This window comes from Streptomyces sp. NPDC019224 (genome assembly GCF_040632605.1).
In the GTDB taxonomy this organism is placed as follows: domain Bacteria; phylum Actinomycetota; class Actinomycetes; order Streptomycetales; family Streptomycetaceae; genus Streptomyces.
This window is the reverse complement of the sequence record NZ_JBEYCF010000066.1, coordinates 1-15,424: the sequence shown is the minus strand read 5'-3', so window position 1 is coordinate 15,424 and position 15,424 is coordinate 1. Positions and strand designations below refer to the sequence as shown.

Here is a 15,424-nt window from a genome sequence, read left to right as displayed (position 1 = left end):
CTTCGGGAGCCATCGGCGTAGAACGTTGCACTGAGCGAGGAGATCGATTTCCCCATGGCTGCGGACAGTTCGCCCAAGAACACCAAGCGGGTGACGATCACCGACGTGGCCCGTCATGCCGGCGTATCCACCGCGGCCGTGTCCAAGGTCATGCGCAACGCCTACGGCGTGAGTCCGGGGATGCAGGAACGCGTCCGGACGGCCATGGCGGAACTGGGCTACCGCCCCCATGCCGCCGCCCGCGGCATGCGGGGCCGCACGTACACGATCGGCGTCCTGCTCGACAACGTACGCAACGCGTTCTTCGCCGACATCCTCGACGGCATCCGCGACGAGCTGAAGGAGAGCGAGTACACCGTGCTGATCGGCGCCGCCGGCTTCAGCGCGGAGGAACAGGCCCGCACCATCCGGTCGATGGTGGACCGTCGGATGGACGGGCTGATCCTCATCGCCCCGGGGACGCCGCGCTCCGAAGTGCTCGCCACGGCGGCGGCCACGCCCACGGTGGTCATCGGCCACCACGACTCCTCCGACGTACACGATTCGGTCGTCGACGCGGACGATCTCGGCGCGGCGCTGGTGGTCGATCACCTCGTGTCGCTCGGGCACGAGGACATCGCGCTGGTCTCGGCGGCCGGCAACAAATCCGGTCGTTGGCAGCGGACCCCCGAGATCGCGCTGACCGACGGATATCTCCACGCCATGGACCGCCACGGCCTCGCCGGCCGCGCACGCGTGCACCACGCCGCCTACTCCGACGACGGCGGTCACGCGGCAGGCCTCGCCCTGCTGTCCGGGGCGGGCCGGCCCACAGCGATCCTGACCGGAGCCGACGTCGCGGCGCTGGGCATCTACCGCGCCGCCGACGACCTGGGCCTGTCCATCCCCGAGGACATCTCGCTCGTGGGCTACAACAACACCGCGATCGCCTCGCTCGCTCCGGTCCGGCTCACCAGCGTCGACCAGGCCGGTCACGCCATGGGGACCGCCGCGGCCAGGATGCTGATCGAACGGGTCGAGGGCCGGCGCGACCGGGCCATGCGGACCACGATGACCCCCCGGCTGGTGGTGCGGCGCAGCACCGCCGCGCCGCACCCCCGGTAGCCGCGCCCCCGGAACGCACCCCGGTTCCCCTCCGTGCCGCGCGCGGGCCGGCGGGGCCGTGGCCGGAGGACCGGGAGGCGAGAGGTGCGGGCATGCGACAACACTCCGGACACGAGGGAAGCGAGGGAAACGAGGGGACCGCGGCCGGGTGGGCCCGCCCGTGCGGGGCGGCTCCGGTTTTGGGGGCGCCCTCGACTATGCGCGCCGGAAGCAGCGCTGCCCACCCCCTGCGTCATCAGGGTTCGGAATGGGGCCCATCCATGGGGTGGATGGGCCGCGCCGACCGTGCGCAGGGGCTCATGTGTCCGAGCCGGCGATGCGCCGGCCGACCCTGGCCGCGGTCTCGCGCAGCCAGATGTGCGCGGCGTCGTGGGTGTGGACCGGGTGCCACCAGAGGGCTTCGCGCAGCGGGACGGCTTCGTACGGGGGGTCGACCACGCGGACGGCGGCGAGGGGCGCGAGGAGCCGGGCCAGGCGGGCCTGCACGAGGGCGATGCGGCGGGTGCCGGCGACGAACGCCGGCAGGGCGTGGAAGCTGTCCACGGAGACCTCGACGCGCGGCTCGATCCCGAGCATGCCCAACTGGCGCACGGCGGGGGCGTCGTAGGTGCGCTGATAGGTGACCCAGGGAAGCCTTGCCAGGTCCTGGCGGGTGAGCCGGTCCTCGACGCTGGGATGGTCGGTCGAGACGACGAAGACCCACCGGTCGTCGTACAGATCGGTGGCGGGGAAGTCGCTGATGACGCCGTGGGGCATGAGCAGTCCGTCGGTGGCGCTGAGCAGGCTCGCGGTGTCGTCCACGACGGTGATGGGGGTGCGGGTGAAGCGCAGCCGTATGCCGGGGGCCTCTTCGTGGACGACACGGGCGAGTTCGACCCCGAAGACGTCGACGGCGTAGTCGGACGCGACGAGGCGGAACTCCCGGGTCTCCGTCTCCGGGTCGAAGGCCGCCTGGCTGGCGAAGAGCCGTTCGAGGACGTCGTAGGCGGTGGCGGTGCGGTCCAGGAGGACCTGGCCGAGGGCGGTGAGCTCGTACTGGCTTCCCACCCGGGAGAGGAGTTCGTCACCGAAGTGCCGGCGCAGCCGGGCCAGGGCGGCGCTCATCGCGGGCTGGCTGAGCCCGACCCGCTGCCCGGCCCTGGTCACGTTGCGCTCTTCGAGGAGGGCGCGGAGCGCGACGACGAGGTTGAGGTCGAGGCTGGCCAGGTTCACTTCGCGATGTCCTTGTCCGGAGGGCTGGACCACGGACTATTCGCCGCACGGATGACCATGATCCACATAATCGATTTCCCTGATTGCGGGAGCGGGTCCAGATTAGTTGCACCGCAATCAGGAGGACATCTCGGTGAAACCTGAAATGGCTAGTGAGCCCTTCTCCGGGCCTTTCGCTCTCGGCACTCTTTCGGCCGCCGACGGCCTGGCTTTCCCTGCTCTCGTCGACCGCGAGGGACAGGTTCTCGACCTGCGTACCGCCCTGGCCGACCCGGCCCTGACGATGCGGGGGCTGCTGGAGCAATGGCCGGCCGTCCTCCCGCGGCTGCGGGAACTCGCGGCCGGCACGGAACCGCCCCGCCGGCCGCTGGCGGACTTCCATGTCCTCGCTCCCGTCGAACCGCGGCAGATCTTCCAGTCCGGGGCCAACTACCGCCAGCACGTCATCGACCTCCACGTCGCACACCGCGACCCGGCCGACGGGCGCTCCGAGGAGGAGGCGCGCGCCGAGGCCGCCGAGATCATGGACCGGCGGGCCGCGGAGGACCTGCCGTACGTGTTCATCGGGCTGCCCACCTCGGTCACCGGCCCCTACGACGACGTCACGCTCCCCGCCTGGGCCGCCAAGCCGGACTGGGAGCTGGAGCTCGCCGCGGTGATCGGCAGGCCGGCCCACCGGGTGTCGCCCGCCGAAGCGCTGGAGTACGTGGCGGGCTACACCATCGCCAACGACCTCACGGACCGGGCCACGGTGTTCCGCAGGGACATGCCGCAGATCGGGACGGACTGGCTGCGCAGCAAGAACGCTCCGGGCTTCACTCCGCTCGGGCCGTGGATCGTGCCGGCCGAGTCCGTCGGCGACACCGGTGACCTGCAGCTGACCCTGAGGCTGAACGGCGAGGTCATGCAGGACGAGTCGACCAAGGACATGATCTTCGACGTGGCGCGCATGGTGTCCTACGCCTCCCAGAGCGCCCAGCTCCTGCCGGGCGACCTCGTGCTCACCGGCTCACCGGCGGGCAACGGCATGCACTGGGGCCGGCTGCTGCGCGACGGCGATGTCATGGACGCCTCGATCACCGGCCTCGGTGCCCAGCGCACCCGTTGTCTCGCGGAGGAAGCGTGAACCGCGCCGATCCCGCCGGCGCGATCGCCCGCGCCGCCGAGGAGTGCTCCAACTGGGGCCGCTGGGGCGAGGACGACCGGCTGGGCACCGTCAACTTCCTCGACGAGGGAAAGCGCAGGGAAGGCGCCGCGCTCGTCCGCCGGGGCGTCAGCTTCTCGCTGTCGCAGCGCTTCGACATCGACGGACCGCAGAAGGGCTGGCGCCGCCGCACCAACCCGGTCCACACCATGCTCGACACGGGTACGGACGCGGCCCTGGGCAGTCAAGGACTCCCCCACGGCATCGGCGGCGCCGACGACGTGATCGCGATGCCGCTGCAGTGCTCGACCCAGTGGGACGGCCTGGGCCACATCTTCGACCACGGCAAGGCGTGGAACGGCCGTCCGGCCGAGAAGGTCGTCACCTCCGACGGCGACCAGGTCACCGGCATCGAGCACATGGCACCGCACATCGCCGGACGCGCCGTGCTCCTCGACATCGGCCGTACGCTCGGCCAGAACGGTGAACTGCCCGACGGGTTCGCCATCACCGAGGAGCACCTGGTGGCAGCCGCCGAGGCGCACGGGGTCACCGTCGGCCGCGGCGACATCGCGCTCGTCCGCACCGGGCAGCTCACCCGGGTGCGCCGGGAAGGGTGGGGCGACTACGCGGGCGGGGCCGCCCCGGGGCTGTCGTTCACCACGGCGTCCTGGCTGCGCACCAGCGAGATCGCCGCGATCGCCACCGACACCTGGGGCTTCGAGGTGCGGCCCAACGAGTTCGACCACGCCTTCCAGCCGCTCCACCAGGTCGCCATCCCGCACATCGGTCTGCTGATCGGCGAGATGTGGGACCTCGACGCCCTCGCCGAGGACTGCGCCGCCGACGGCGTGTACGAGTTCTGGCTCACCGCGGCCCCCCTGCCCATCACCGGAGCCGTCGGGTCACCCGTCAACCCGGTCGCCGTCAAGTAGGTCCGGGGCCACCGGCCCCAGGTACAAGGGAGTTCCCCATGAACACACCCCGCAAGGTCCTGGTCATCGGCGGCGGAGCGGCCGGCAACGCCGTCACGGTCCTGCTGCGCCGCGCCGGGATCGACGTCGACCTCGTCGAGGCGAAGGACGACTGGAACGCCACCGCCGGCTCCGGTATCACGCTGCAGGGCAACGCCCTTCGGGTGCTGCGCGAACTGGGCGTCTGGGAGCAGGTGAAGGCTGCCGGCTTCCCCTTCGGTTCCGTGGGGATCACCGCCCCCGACGGCAGCGTCCTGCACGTCCAGCGCGACCTGCGCACCGGCGGCGACGACCTGCCGGCGACGGTGGGCATGCAGCGCCCGCACCTGCAGCAGATCCTGATCGACGCCGTACGCGCCAGTGGTGCGACCGTCCGCCTGGGCACGACGGCGACCATCACGGACCAGGACGCGACCGGCGTCCGTGTCCGGCTGAGCGACGGCGGCGAGCACCACTACGACCTGGTCATCGGGGCCGACGGACTGGGTTCGGCCACCCGCGCGCAGATCGGGATCACGGACCGGCCGGAACCGACCGGCATGGCCATCTGGCGCGTCGCCGCCCCGCGCCCCCTCGGCGTCGAGCGTACCGATCTCGCCTACGGCGGCCCGGCGTTCATCGCCGGTTACTGCCCCACCGGCGACACCACGCTGTACGCCTACGTCGTCGAGGAGAACCGCGACCGCGCCTCCATCGCGCCCGATGCGTACGCGCGGGAGATGCGCCGCCTCGCCTCCGCGTACGGGGGTGCCTGGCCGGCCATCACGGCCACCATCACCGACCCCGCCCAGGTCAACTACACGTGGTTCGACCGGCTGTTGGTCGAGGGGGCGTGGCACCGCGGCCGCGTCGTCCTGGTCGGGGACGCCGCCCACTGCTGCCCGCCCACGCTCGCGCAGGGCGCGGCGCTGTCGCTGGAGGACGCCTGGGTCCTCGCGCAGTTGCTGACCGAGGCCGGGGAGTGGGACGAGGAACTGCTGCAGGCCTACTACGAGCGGCGGATCGCTCGGGTCCGCCCGGTCGTGGAGGCATCGGTGCAGATCGGCCGGTGGCAGCTCGACGGCGTCCGGGACGCCGATGTGCCCGGCCTGATGGCCCGCACCATGACGATGCTCAGGGAGCTGCCGTGACCACGCCCACCGTGGACGTGCACGCCCACGTCCTCCTCCCCCGGATCGAGGCGTTCGTCGCCGACCTGCCCGGGTACGCGCAGGCCAGGGAGCTCGACGCCCGCCGCAACGGTGCCGCCGCGCTGGCGGTCAGCGGTCCCATGGTCCGCGACCGGCTGCCGAGCCTGACCGACGTGACCGTGCGGCTGGCGGCCATGGACGCGCAGGGCGTCGACGTCCAGCTGGTCAGCCCTTCGCCCTCGCACTACCACTACTGGGCGGACGCGGCGACGGCCGAGAAGGTGTGCCACCTCGCCAACGAGGCCACCGCGGCCCATTGCGCACAGGCACCGGACCGGTTGCGCGGTCTGGGGCTGGTCCCTCTGCAGCATCCCGGTCTCACCGTCGCCGCCCTGGACCACGCGCTGCGGCAGGGCCTGTGCGGGGTGGAGATCTCCAGTCACGCCCCCGGCCGGGAGCTGTCCGATCCGGCGTACGAGCCGCTGTGGGCGCGTGCCGAGGAGACGGGAGCGATCGTCTTCCTGCACCCCTTCGGATGCACGCTCGACGAGCGTCTCGACCAGTGGTACCTGTCCAACACCGTGGGCCAGCCCACCGAGAACGCCGTCGCCCTCTCGCACCTGATCTTCTCCGGGGTCCTCGACCGCCATCCCGGGCTGAAGATCATCGCAGCCCACGGCGGCGGCTACCTCCCCACCCACATCGGACGCAGCGACCACGCCTGGCGCGCCCGGGCCGACGCCTCGGCCGGCTGCGCCCAGCCGCCCAGCAGCTACCTCCGGCGGCTGTACTTCGACTCGCTCGTACACGATCCGCACGTGCTGCGGGCCCTGGTGGAGTCGGCCGGCCCCGGCCAGGTGCTGCTCGGCTCCGACTTCCCCTTCGACATGGGGTCGCCCGATCCCCTCGCCGCGCTGCGGGCCGCGGAACTGTCCCCCGCCGACTTCGACGCCGTGCGCGGCGGCAACGCCGCCGCCCTGCTCAACATCTCCCCCGCCTGAGGAGGCAACCGTCATGAGCGCATCCCGCCTGCTCACCCATCTGCGGCACGTGGACCTGGCCGTGCCCGACTACGACAAGCAGCTCGACTTCTACTCCGGTGTCTGGGGACTGACCAAGGTCGCCGAGGACTCGGGCATCTCCTTCCTGGCCGCCGAAGGCAGCCCGGAGCAGTACGTCGTACGGCTCCGCAAGGCCGAGGAGAAGCGTCTGGACCTCGTCTCCTACGGCGCCGCCACCCCGGCGGACGTGGACACGCTCGCCGAACGGCTCCTGGCCGGCGGTGTACAGCTGCTCTCCCGGCCCGGCGGCGTCGCCACCCCCGGCGGGGGCTACGGATTCCGGTTCTTCGACGTGGACGGCCGCACCATCGAGGTGTCCGCCGACGTCGAGGTCCGCCGGCACCGGAAGATCGAGGAGAAGGAGGCCATCCCGGTCAAGCTGTCGCACGTGGTGCTCAACTCACCGGATCTCGACCGCACGCGTGCCTGGTACGAGCGGCACCTCGGCTTCCGGCTCTCCGACACCCTCAGCTCGCCTCACATGGGCGAGGTCATGCACTTCATGCGGATCAGCACCCAGCACCACTCCATGGCCCTGGCCAAGGGACCGCACACCTCGCTGCACCACATCTCGTTCGAGATGCGCGGGATCGACGAGTACATGCGCGGCTCGGGCCGGGTGACCCGTGCCGGATTCACCAAGATCTGGGGCCCGGGCCGGCACATGGCCGGAGACAACACGTTCACCTACTTCCTCGACCCGCACGGCAACACCGTCGAGTACACCACCGAGTTGGAGGAGCTGGACGAGGACACCTGGCACCCCCACGTGTACGACTTCTCCCGGCCCGAGGTCACCGACCAGTGGGGCACGGCGAACCCGATGAACGAGCTCGTCGCCAAGGAGTCCTTCAACGACCCCGACCGCGGCTGCTTCGTCGCCCCGCCGGTCTGATCGCGGAACTGTCCGCAGTCCGGTCCCCCTCTGTCTCTGTTCTTGGAGCCGCACCATGCGCTTCGCCGCATTCGAGTACCGGCACAGGCCCCGTGTGGCCGTCGTGGAGGACGACGGCACGCTGTTCCCCCTGCCCGGCGTCACCTCGCTCACCGATCTGATCCGTGAAACCGGCGGCCTGGCCGGCCTGCTCGCCGCCGGTGCGGCGGCTCTGGACGTGCCTCCCGGTCCGCACGTCTCGCAGGTCCGGCTCAACGCTCCCCTGCAGCCTTCCTCCGTGCGGGACTTCGTCACCTTCGAGGAGCACGTCGAAGGCGTACGCCGTTCCGTGAGCGGCGAATCCGGCGTACCCGCCCAGTGGTACGAGGCCCCCACCTTCTACTTCACCAACCCGCATGCCGTGTTCGGCCCCCAGGACGACGTCCCCGTGCCTCCGGGATCGGCGGTGCTCGACTTCGAACTGGAGGTGGCCGCCGTCATCGGGCGTGAGGGGCGGGACCTGACTCCCGAGCAGGCACAGGACCACATCGTGGGCTACACGATCTTCAACGACTGGTCCGCGCGGGACCTCCAGTCGGCCGAGATGCAGGTCGGACTCGGTCCGTGCAAGGGCAAGGACACCGCCACGACGCTCGGCCCCTACCTGGTCACCGCCGACGAGCTGGAACCCTACCGCGACGAGGAGGGCTTCCTCCGGCTCGCCCTGACGGCCGGGGTCAACGGCGAGGAGACCGGCTCCGACCTGCTGTCCAACATGAGCTGGACCTTCGAGGAGATGACCGCCTACGCCTCACGCGGCACCCGGGTCGTGCCCGGCGACGTCCTGGGGTCGGGCACCTGCGGCAACGGCGGCTGCCTCGCGGAGCTGTGGGGCCGCTCCGGCCGGCGAAATCCGCCGCCGCTGGCGCCGGGCGACACGGTCACCCTCACCGTCGAAGGCATCGGCTCCCTCACCACCCGGATCGTGCCCGGTACGGACCCGGTCGAGCTGCCACGCGGACGGCCCGGCAGACGGGAGCGGCCGTGAACAGCGGCCGGCTGGAAGGAAAGGTCGTTGTCGTCACAGGCGCGGGGCAGGGCCAAGGCGCCGCGGAGGCGCTCGCTCTGCGGCGTGCGGGTGCCACGGTCGTCGCCACGGACGCAGGCGGGGGCGGCGTGCGGCGCCTCGACGTGACGCTCGCCCAGGACTGGGCGGATCTCGCCGCTCACCTGCGCGAGACGTACGGGGCCGTCCACGGGCTCGTCAACAACGCCGGCATCACCTGGCGGGCGCGGCTGCACGAGGTCACCACCGAGGACATCAGCCGTGTCCACGCGGTCAACGTGAACGGACCGCTGCTGGGCATCCAGCATCTGGCACCGTTGATGCCACCCGGCTCGTCGATCGTGAACGTGGGTTCCAGCGCCGCGCTGACAGCCCACTACCCGGTGGCGTACACGACGAGCAAGTGGGCGCTGCGTGGCCTGTCGAAGACCGCCGCGCTGGAACTGGGGCCGCGCGGGATCCGGGTGAACACGATCCATCCCGGTTTCATCGAGACGGAGATGACGGCCTCGGCCGCACCGGTTTTCCGGGAGGCGAACATCCGGGAGACGCCGCTGGGCCGTGTCGGCGGCGTCGAGGAGGTCGCCCCTCTGGTGGTCTTCCTGTTGTCGGACGAGTCGTCGTTCATCACGGGCGCCGAGATTCCCGTCGACGGCGGGCTCACCTCGCACGGCGGCGTGAAGTCCGTCTCCGACGCCGTGCTGGGCGGGCGCGGGCGATGAGCGTGTCCCCCGTCGGGAGCGCTGCGGGCCGCTGAGCCCTCCGCGTCTCCGCGCCCCCTGCACCCGCCCGCGTCCCGTCTCCCCCATGCCATCCCGCCGGTCCACCCGCGCGCCGTGTCCTGCGGCGCGGGGACGGCGATCCGTTTTCCTTCAAGGAGGCCCTGGTGCCCATGACTCCCCCATCCCTGCACATCGCCGTCGTCGGTGGCGGAATCGGCGGTCTGGCCGCCGCGCTGGCGGTCGCCCGGGCCGGGCACCGGGTGACGCTGGTGGAGCGCGCCACCCGCTTCGGCGAGATCGGGGCCGGTCTGCAACTGGCCCCGAACGCCTCGCTGGCCCTGGAGGAGCTCGGTGTGCTCGACGCCGTACAGCGCTCCGCGGTCGCCCCGCCGAGGCTCGTCATGATGGACGCGCTCAGCGGCGAGCAGATCACCGCCCTCGACCTGCGCGGCAGTACCTACCGCGACCGCTTCGAGCATCCCTACCTCGTGACCCACCGCACCGACCTGCACGGGGCGCTGCTGGCCGCCTGCGAGGCCCACCCCTCGATCGGCCTGCGCACCGGCCACACGGTCACGGACGCGGTCCAGACGCCGTCGGAGGTGCACCTGTGCTTCGCGGAGACGTCCGAGCGGCTGTCCGCGGACGCGGTGGTGGCGGCCGACGGGCTGCACTCGCGGCTTCGCCGGCTCCTGGTGGACGACGGCGACCCCGTCTGTTCTCGGTACGTGGCCTTCCGCGGGGCCCTGCCGGTCAGCAGCATGACCGGAGCCATGTCCCGGCACGCGTCCTCGGAGTCGGTCATCGTATGGGCCGGGCCACGGATGCATCTCGTGCAGTACCCGGTGCGGCGGGGCGAGCTCTACAACCAGGTCGCGGTCTTCGAGAGCGACCACTACGTTCCCGGCTCCGACGACTGGGGCACCGAGGCGGAGTTGGAGGAACGGTTCGCCGGAGCATGCCGAGCGGTGCGTGACGCCCTCCCCCTGGTCGCGCGGGACCGGCGCTGGCCGCTGTTCGACCGGCTGCCCGTCACCGACTGGGTGCACGGCCGGATCGTGCTGCTGGGGGACGCGGCCCACCCGATGCTCCAGTATCTGGCCCAGGGGGCCTGCCAGGCGCTGGAGGACGCGGTGGCCCTGGGGCGGGCTCTGGGCGAGCACGCCGACCCGCGAGACGCCTTTTCCTCGTACGCGGGCCCGCGCAGCGAACGGACCGCCGAAATCCAGACCGGTGCCCGGCGCTTCGGTGAGATCTGCCACCTGGACGGTATGGGGGCCGTGATGCGCAACCAGCTCCTGTCCACCCGCACACCCGATGACTTCGACGACATCGCCTGGGTGTGGACCCCGGCACCCGCACCCGCGTCCTCCGCCACCCGGTGAGCGACCACCGCAAGGAGACACCATGACCGACGACCCCGCCTACAAGGCGCTCGACGAACTGGGCGCCGCCCCCCTGTGGCGCTTCTACGGAAACCTGTTCCCCGCACAGCCGCGCAGCCGCGCCGTTCCCCACCGGTGGAGCTGGCAGGAGCTGCGGCCCCACCTGCTGCACTTCTCCAGGACGCTGTCCCTGGACGAAGCCGAACGACGGGTCCTCATGCTCGTCAACCCGGGGCTGACCGACCCGCCCGCGACGGTCAACACCCTCTACGCCGGGCTGCAGATCATCCTCCCCGGGGAGACGGCCCAGGCGCACCGTCACACCTCCAACGCCTTCCGTTTCGTCCTGGAGGGCGACGGTGCCTGGACCACCGTCGACGGCGAGCGAGTCTTCATGGCCCCCGGGGATCTCCTGCTCACCCCGGGATGGCACTGGCACGACCACACCCATGAGGGCGACGCGCCGATGATCTGGCTCGACGCGCTCGACTACCCCCTCGTCAACGCCCTGGAAGCCGGCTTCTACGAGCAGTACCCCCAGCGGCTCCAGCCCGTGACCCGGCCCGACGACGCCGGCTCCCGCCAGTTCCTCCACGGCCGCCTGACCCCGGCGTGGATCACCCCCGAAGGCCCCAACTCCCCGGTCACCCGGTACACCTGGCAGGAGACCGAACGCGCCCTGGACGGCATCGCCGGCACGGCCGAGGGCAGCGACGTCGACGGCGTCGTCCTGGAGTACACCAACCCGTGGACCGGCGGGCCCGTCATGCCCACGATCGGCTGTCGCATCCAGCGACTGCGCCCGGGCTTCGACGGAGCCGGCCGCCGCCACACCGCGTCGACCGTCTTCAGCGTCGTCCGCGGTGAAGGCGCCACCATCGTCGACGGCAAGCGCCTCGACTGGTCGGAGCACGACACCTTCGCCATCCCGGGCTGGGCCTCCTACCGCCACCTGAACTCCTCGAAGGCCGGTGACGCGGTGCTGTTCTCCTACAGCGACGAGCCCGTCATGCGGTCCCTGGGCCTGTACCGCACCGCGGACGCCGATCCCGGCGCCTGACCACCCCACCTCTCCGACCACCGCAAGGAGGCCATGATGCGTCTGGCCCTGTTCGACAAGGGACGGCTCGGCATCGTCGACGGCGACACCGTCACCGACGTGACCGACCAGCTCGCCCCGTCCACCGCCGCCACCGGAACGCTCCACCAGTACATCGAAACGGTGGCCGCCGGCACCGCTCCGGTACTGGACCCGGCACGCGGGCACCGCCTGCCGCTGGCGGATGTGACGCTCGACGCGCCGCTGCCCCGCCCCGGCAAGATCATTGGCGCCCCGGTCAACTACCTCGACCACAAGGCCGAGATGGACTACCCCACGTCCATCGCCGACCTGGGCGTCTTCCTGAAGGCCAACTCGTCGGTGATCGGTCCGGGCCAGGACATCGTCCTGCCCTACTCCGACAAGCGCACCGACCAGGAGGGCGAGCTGGGGGTCGTCATCGGACGGACCGCGACGCACGTCAGCGCCGACGACGCCCTGGACCACGTCTTCGGCTACACGTGTCTGCTGGACATCACCGTACGGTCCGCGGAGGACCGCTCGACCCGTAAGTCCTTCGACACCTTCACCCCCCTCGGCCCCTGGGTGGTGACCGCCGACGAGGTCCCCGATCCGGACCGGCTCGGCCTGCGCTGCGACGTGTCCGGCGAGACGCGGCAGCGGACCAACACGGATTCCCTCATCTTCGGTGTCCGTGAACTGATCGCCTACACGTCCTCGGTGATGACTCTGCACCCGGGTGACGTGATCGCGACGGGCACTCCGGCCGGTGTCGGCCCGCTCGGCCACGGCGACCGTGTCGTCGTGGAGATCGAGCGGGTCGGCCGTCTCGAAGTGGGCGTGGACGGCTCCCGGGCCACTTCCTACGACTCCCGGCCGGGCCACCGCCGCCGCTGAGCCCCGCCGTCCGGCAGGGCGGTGCCCGCGCGGAGGTCCCCGGCACCGGGGACCTCTTCACCGGTGCCGCGCCGAAGGTCTCCCGCACATCCCGTGGGACCGGGTCGAGGACCACGCCGTCCTGGGCGCGTACACCGCTTCCGGCCGGTCCCGGAGGACCGCTGCCGGACGTGACGGCGGCGAGCGGACCGGCCGGGCGCGACCGCCTGGATCTCACCGAGGTCCACCGCTTCGTCAACCGCCCCGTCCGCCTTCCCGAAGGCCTGGGGGGAAACGTCCTCGCCCTCTGCACGGGAATCCCGAGCGGATCGCGCGTCCTCGGACCGGTGGACTCCATCGGCGTGGACAGCCGGCCCGTGGACTGCGGTGTGCTCGACGCGGTGGTGCGGGAAGCGGCCGCGGCCGGGAGCTGCGGCCGGTGTTCCCGGCCCCCGGCGGCATGCCGCAGCGCATAGCGCGGGCGTGCCGCGCCACGGGCCGGCCCGAACCCTCCACCCGGGGCGAGGTCACCCGGTGCGGCCTCGGCTCCCTCGCGCTCGCCCACCGACGCGCGATCCAGGAGGCGCAGCAGCGAGGTCTTCCAGGAGCACATCGGCCACCAGCTCCTCGACCACGGCAGTGCCGTGCTCCGCCATCGCTCCGGCCAGCTCGGGATCCCACGGCGCTTCGGTGATGCGCCCGGGTGGCGGTCCTCCCGCGTGGCGGGCGACCGCGGCCCGGTAGTCCGCCGCCGTCATGCGCCAGGGGCGAGCCCGCGTCTTCTCCAGGACGTACGCGGCGATGCGGATGCCCTCGCCGTCGAAGTCACCGTGGTAACGGAGAGTGGCGCCCCGGTCGGCGAGCAGACGCAGGAGCTGGATCGCGGCGCTGTTGGGCCAGCCGGAGGTGCAGACGAGTGGCGGGCAGCCGGGGCCGAAGCGGCGCAGTGCCAGGGCCAGGATGCTGGGGTTCTCCACGACGTGGACGACATGCGGGGCAAGGGCGGCGGGCAGGGTGAGCTCGCCCGGGCTCCGGACATGGGCAAGGGTCAGGGCGGCGGCCTGACCGGCCCCGGTGCACAGACGGGCCACAGAGGCGAGCAGGCCGTCGCCGGCGGGGCGCAGTCCGCCGGCGACGACGGTGGCGGACAGCTCGTCGTCGGCGACGCCGGCACGGGACCACAGGGCGCGTCGTTCCGCTGCGGACCGCGGTGGAGCGATGTCGTACTGAGTCGCCAGAGCACGCAGGACGAGGGTGGAGAGAGGTGTGCCGTCGTCGAGAGCGTGCGCGTGGCCGTTCAGGACCCGGGCGGCGAAGACGGGCAGGGGTTCGGCCCGGCCGGGGAGTTCGGCGAGCACCTCGAGCGCGTCGGTGAGCAGCGTACGGGTGCGTTCCACCGAGCCGCCGGTCAGTCCCGCGGCTCGACAGGACGCGGCCCAGTCGGCGAGCACCGGCTGCGCCCGTACCGTGTCGTGACCGGCCAGCCAGGCCCACAGGCCCGAACGTTCGTCGTCCCGGCGGCGCCGCTCGCCGGCTCTGTCCCCGAGCGGCCCGACGAGTGCGGTGACGACCTCCCGGACGGTACGGTCCGAGAGTTCGGTGACGGCCTCCTCCAGGCGGGCCAGGGTGACGGTGGGGCGGGGGTCCGGCAGACGGTCGAGACCGAGGAGATCGGCGAGGGCCTCCCGCTGGGGCTCGTCCAGCGGCCCGAGGCGCACCCGTGCGACGGGGCGGCCGGAGGAGAGACGGTCGTGGAGGGTCTCCCAGAGCGGGCGGAGTCCGGGACTGCGCAGGGCGGCTTCGCCCGGCGCCGGTTCCGTGGCGTTCCCGGTCGTCACTCCGCCTCCATTCCGGTGCCGTTCCAGACGAAGCGCGCACTGGTGACGGCTTCGTCGTCGCCGTCGGTGAGGAGTTGGTGGACGGCGATGCCGGGCAGCTCGCGGTAGGTGCCCCACTCGTGGTCGGAGGTGATCACGAGGTCCAGGTCGAGTGCGGCGAGCAGGGCGAAGACCTGTCCTCGGTTGACGGTGTCGACGCCGACGAAGACCTCGTCGAGCAGGATCGGGCGGGGCGCCAGGGGCACGTCCTCGTAGTGGGCGGCGACGGCGGCGAACAGCGGCAGGTGCAGGGCGATGGCCTTCTCCCCTCCGGAGAGAGCGCCGTGCAGCCGCTTCGTCAGGGGCTGCCAGCCGTTTCCGTCCGCCCGGTCGAGACGGACGGTGAAGCTGTGCCAGGCGGTGTAGTCGAGCACCTCGCCGAGGTGCTCCTCCCAGCTCGCGGCCGTATCGCTGCCCTTGGCCTCCTCGATGCGGGCGCGGAAGAAGGTGTGCAGGGCCTCCCGGTCGGACTCGGTGAGCCGGCCGGGGTCCTTCAGGAGCAGCTGGCGGGCGGTGCGGGTGCTGTCCGGGAGGTCCGGGCGGACGTCCCAGACGAGCTGGACCGCGACGTGGGAGGCGGTACGGACCCGCTCCAGGTGCCCGTTCATGTGGGCGACGAGTTCGCCGGCCCGGCGGATCCGGGCGGCGAGGTGACGGCGGATGTCACCGGTGAGGATCTGGTCGAAGAGGCGCCGCTCGGCGGCACTGATGTCGTCGCGGCTGCGGTCGCGTTCCTGGCTGAGCGTGGTGAGCAGGCCGGTCGCCCCGACGCGGACGCCGTCCAGAGTGGCGGTGAAGAGCTGGACGTCGTCGTCGGGCTCCAGCACCAGGTCGGGGGGGGGCCCCCGGGGGGGGGGGGGCGCGGCGGGGGGGGGGGGGGGGGGGGGGGCGGCGGGGCCCACGGTGCCGCTGGGGGGCCGCGGGGAGCGCCCCAGCGGC

General features: G+C 72.1%; 14 protein-coding genes and 1 pseudogene. 12 read left to right on the top strand and 3 right to left on the bottom strand.

All coding sequences use genetic code 11. The features are described 5' to 3' along the window. Positions 1-54 precede the first annotated feature (54 nt). A complete protein-coding gene (locus tag ABZ564_RS29500; RefSeq protein WP_360862179.1) occupies positions 55-1,104 on the top strand; it encodes a LacI family DNA-binding transcriptional regulator in 1,050 nt (349 codons plus the stop codon). A 297-nt stretch (positions 1,105-1,401) separates the two neighbouring features. Here the strand turns inward: ABZ564_RS29500 and ABZ564_RS29495 are convergent, their stop codons facing one another. Continuing rightward, entirely contained in the window at positions 1,402-2,316 is a 915-nt protein-coding gene (locus tag ABZ564_RS29495) for a LysR family transcriptional regulator (protein ID WP_360862178.1), read from the bottom strand. 145 nt (positions 2,317-2,461) lie between these two features. Here ABZ564_RS29495 and ABZ564_RS29490 point away from each other — a divergent pair, with 145 nt between their 5' ends. The 11 genes from ABZ564_RS29490 to ABZ564_RS29440 all read left to right on the top strand — a co-directional run bounded on the left by ABZ564_RS29490 (position 2,462) and on the right by ABZ564_RS29440 (position 13,084). After that, a complete protein-coding gene (locus tag ABZ564_RS29490; protein WP_360862177.1) occupies positions 2,462-3,442 on the top strand; it encodes a fumarylacetoacetate hydrolase family protein in 981 nt (326 codons plus the stop codon). Continuing rightward, the gene (locus ABZ564_RS29485; RefSeq protein ID WP_360862176.1) at positions 3,439-4,395 is read left to right on the top strand and encodes a cyclase family protein; all 957 of its coding nucleotides are present in this window, start codon (positions 3,439-3,441) and stop codon (positions 4,393-4,395) included. The genes ABZ564_RS29490 and ABZ564_RS29485 overlap by 4 nt, the downstream gene beginning before the upstream one ends. Before the next feature lie 38 nt (positions 4,396-4,433). Continuing rightward, entirely contained in the window at positions 4,434-5,564 is a 1,131-nt protein-coding gene (locus ABZ564_RS29480; protein WP_360862175.1) for an FAD-dependent oxidoreductase, read from the top strand. Then, a complete protein-coding gene (locus ABZ564_RS29475; RefSeq protein WP_360862174.1) occupies positions 5,561-6,565 on the top strand; it encodes an amidohydrolase family protein in 1,005 nt (334 codons plus the stop codon). Before ABZ564_RS29480 ends, ABZ564_RS29475 begins: the two co-directional genes overlap by 4 nt. A 13-nt stretch (positions 6,566-6,578) precedes the next feature. After that, a complete protein-coding gene (locus tag ABZ564_RS29470; protein WP_360862173.1) occupies positions 6,579-7,520 on the top strand; it encodes a VOC family protein in 942 nt (313 codons plus the stop codon). A gap of 55 nt (positions 7,521-7,575) precedes the next feature. Continuing rightward, the gene (locus ABZ564_RS29465; protein WP_360862172.1) at positions 7,576-8,547 is read left to right on the top strand and encodes a fumarylacetoacetate hydrolase family protein; all 972 of its coding nucleotides are present in this window, start codon (positions 7,576-7,578) and stop codon (positions 8,545-8,547) included. After that, positions 8,544-9,287 carry an SDR family oxidoreductase gene (locus tag ABZ564_RS29460; protein ID WP_360862171.1) on the top strand — a complete coding sequence of 248 codons (744 nt, stop codon included), beginning with the start codon at positions 8,544-8,546 and terminating at the stop codon, positions 9,285-9,287. The genes ABZ564_RS29465 and ABZ564_RS29460 overlap by 4 nt, the downstream gene beginning before the upstream one ends. A 170-nt stretch (positions 9,288-9,457) precedes the next feature. Further along, positions 9,458-10,672: an FAD-dependent monooxygenase gene (locus tag ABZ564_RS29455; RefSeq protein WP_360862170.1), complete on the top strand. Its 1,215-nt coding sequence runs from the start codon at positions 9,458-9,460 to the stop codon at positions 10,670-10,672. A gap of 22 nt (positions 10,673-10,694) precedes the next feature. Next, positions 10,695-11,732, top strand: a complete 1,038-nt coding sequence (locus tag ABZ564_RS29450; RefSeq protein ID WP_360862169.1) for a cupin domain-containing protein — start codon at positions 10,695-10,697, stop codon at positions 11,730-11,732. Between the two features lie 36 nt (positions 11,733-11,768). Beyond that, positions 11,769-12,629, top strand: a complete 861-nt coding sequence (locus ABZ564_RS29445; RefSeq protein ID WP_360862168.1) for a fumarylacetoacetate hydrolase family protein — start codon at positions 11,769-11,771, stop codon at positions 12,627-12,629. A gap of 170 nt (positions 12,630-12,799) precedes the next feature. Beyond that, on the top strand, positions 12,800-13,084 hold the full coding sequence (locus ABZ564_RS29440; protein WP_360862167.1) for a hypothetical protein: 285 nt from the start codon (positions 12,800-12,802) through the stop codon (positions 13,082-13,084). A 51-nt stretch (positions 13,085-13,135) separates the two neighbouring features. Here the strand turns inward: ABZ564_RS29440 and ABZ564_RS29435 are convergent, their stop codons facing one another. Together ABZ564_RS29435 and ABZ564_RS29430 are read right to left on the bottom strand one after the other, a co-directional pair. After that, positions 13,136-14,446, bottom strand: coding sequence for a TIGR02679 family protein (locus tag ABZ564_RS29435; protein ID WP_360862166.1), 1,311 nt, complete (start codon positions 14,444-14,446; stop codon positions 13,136-13,138). Beyond that, positions 14,443-15,318, bottom strand: a pseudogene (locus tag ABZ564_RS29430) (SbcC/MukB-like Walker B domain-containing protein); the annotation flags it as partial. The pseudogene ABZ564_RS29430 and the gene ABZ564_RS29435, both read right to left, overlap by 4 nt. Positions 15,319-15,424 lie beyond the last annotated feature (106 nt).

Excerpts from the sequence above, each read along its gene's own strand:
- ABZ564_RS29500 (WP_360862179.1), top strand. The coding sequence starts at position 55 with ATGGCTGCGGACAGTTCGCCCAAGAACACCAAGCGGGTGACGATCACC.
- ABZ564_RS29490 (WP_360862177.1), top strand. The coding sequence starts at position 2,462 with ATGGCTAGTGAGCCCTTCTCCGGGCCTTTCGCTCTCGGCACTCTTTCG.
- ABZ564_RS29480 (WP_360862175.1), top strand. The coding sequence starts at position 4,434 with ATGAACACACCCCGCAAGGTCCTGGTCATCGGCGGCGGAGCGGCCGGC.
- ABZ564_RS29470 (WP_360862173.1), top strand. The coding sequence starts at position 6,579 with ATGAGCGCATCCCGCCTGCTCACCCATCTGCGGCACGTGGACCTGGCC.
- ABZ564_RS29465 (WP_360862172.1), top strand. The coding sequence starts at position 7,576 with ATGCGCTTCGCCGCATTCGAGTACCGGCACAGGCCCCGTGTGGCCGTC.
- ABZ564_RS29455 (WP_360862170.1), top strand. The coding sequence starts at position 9,458 with ATGACTCCCCCATCCCTGCACATCGCCGTCGTCGGTGGCGGAATCGGC.
- ABZ564_RS29450 (WP_360862169.1), top strand. The coding sequence starts at position 10,695 with ATGACCGACGACCCCGCCTACAAGGCGCTCGACGAACTGGGCGCCGCC.
- ABZ564_RS29445 (WP_360862168.1), top strand. The coding sequence starts at position 11,769 with ATGCGTCTGGCCCTGTTCGACAAGGGACGGCTCGGCATCGTCGACGGC.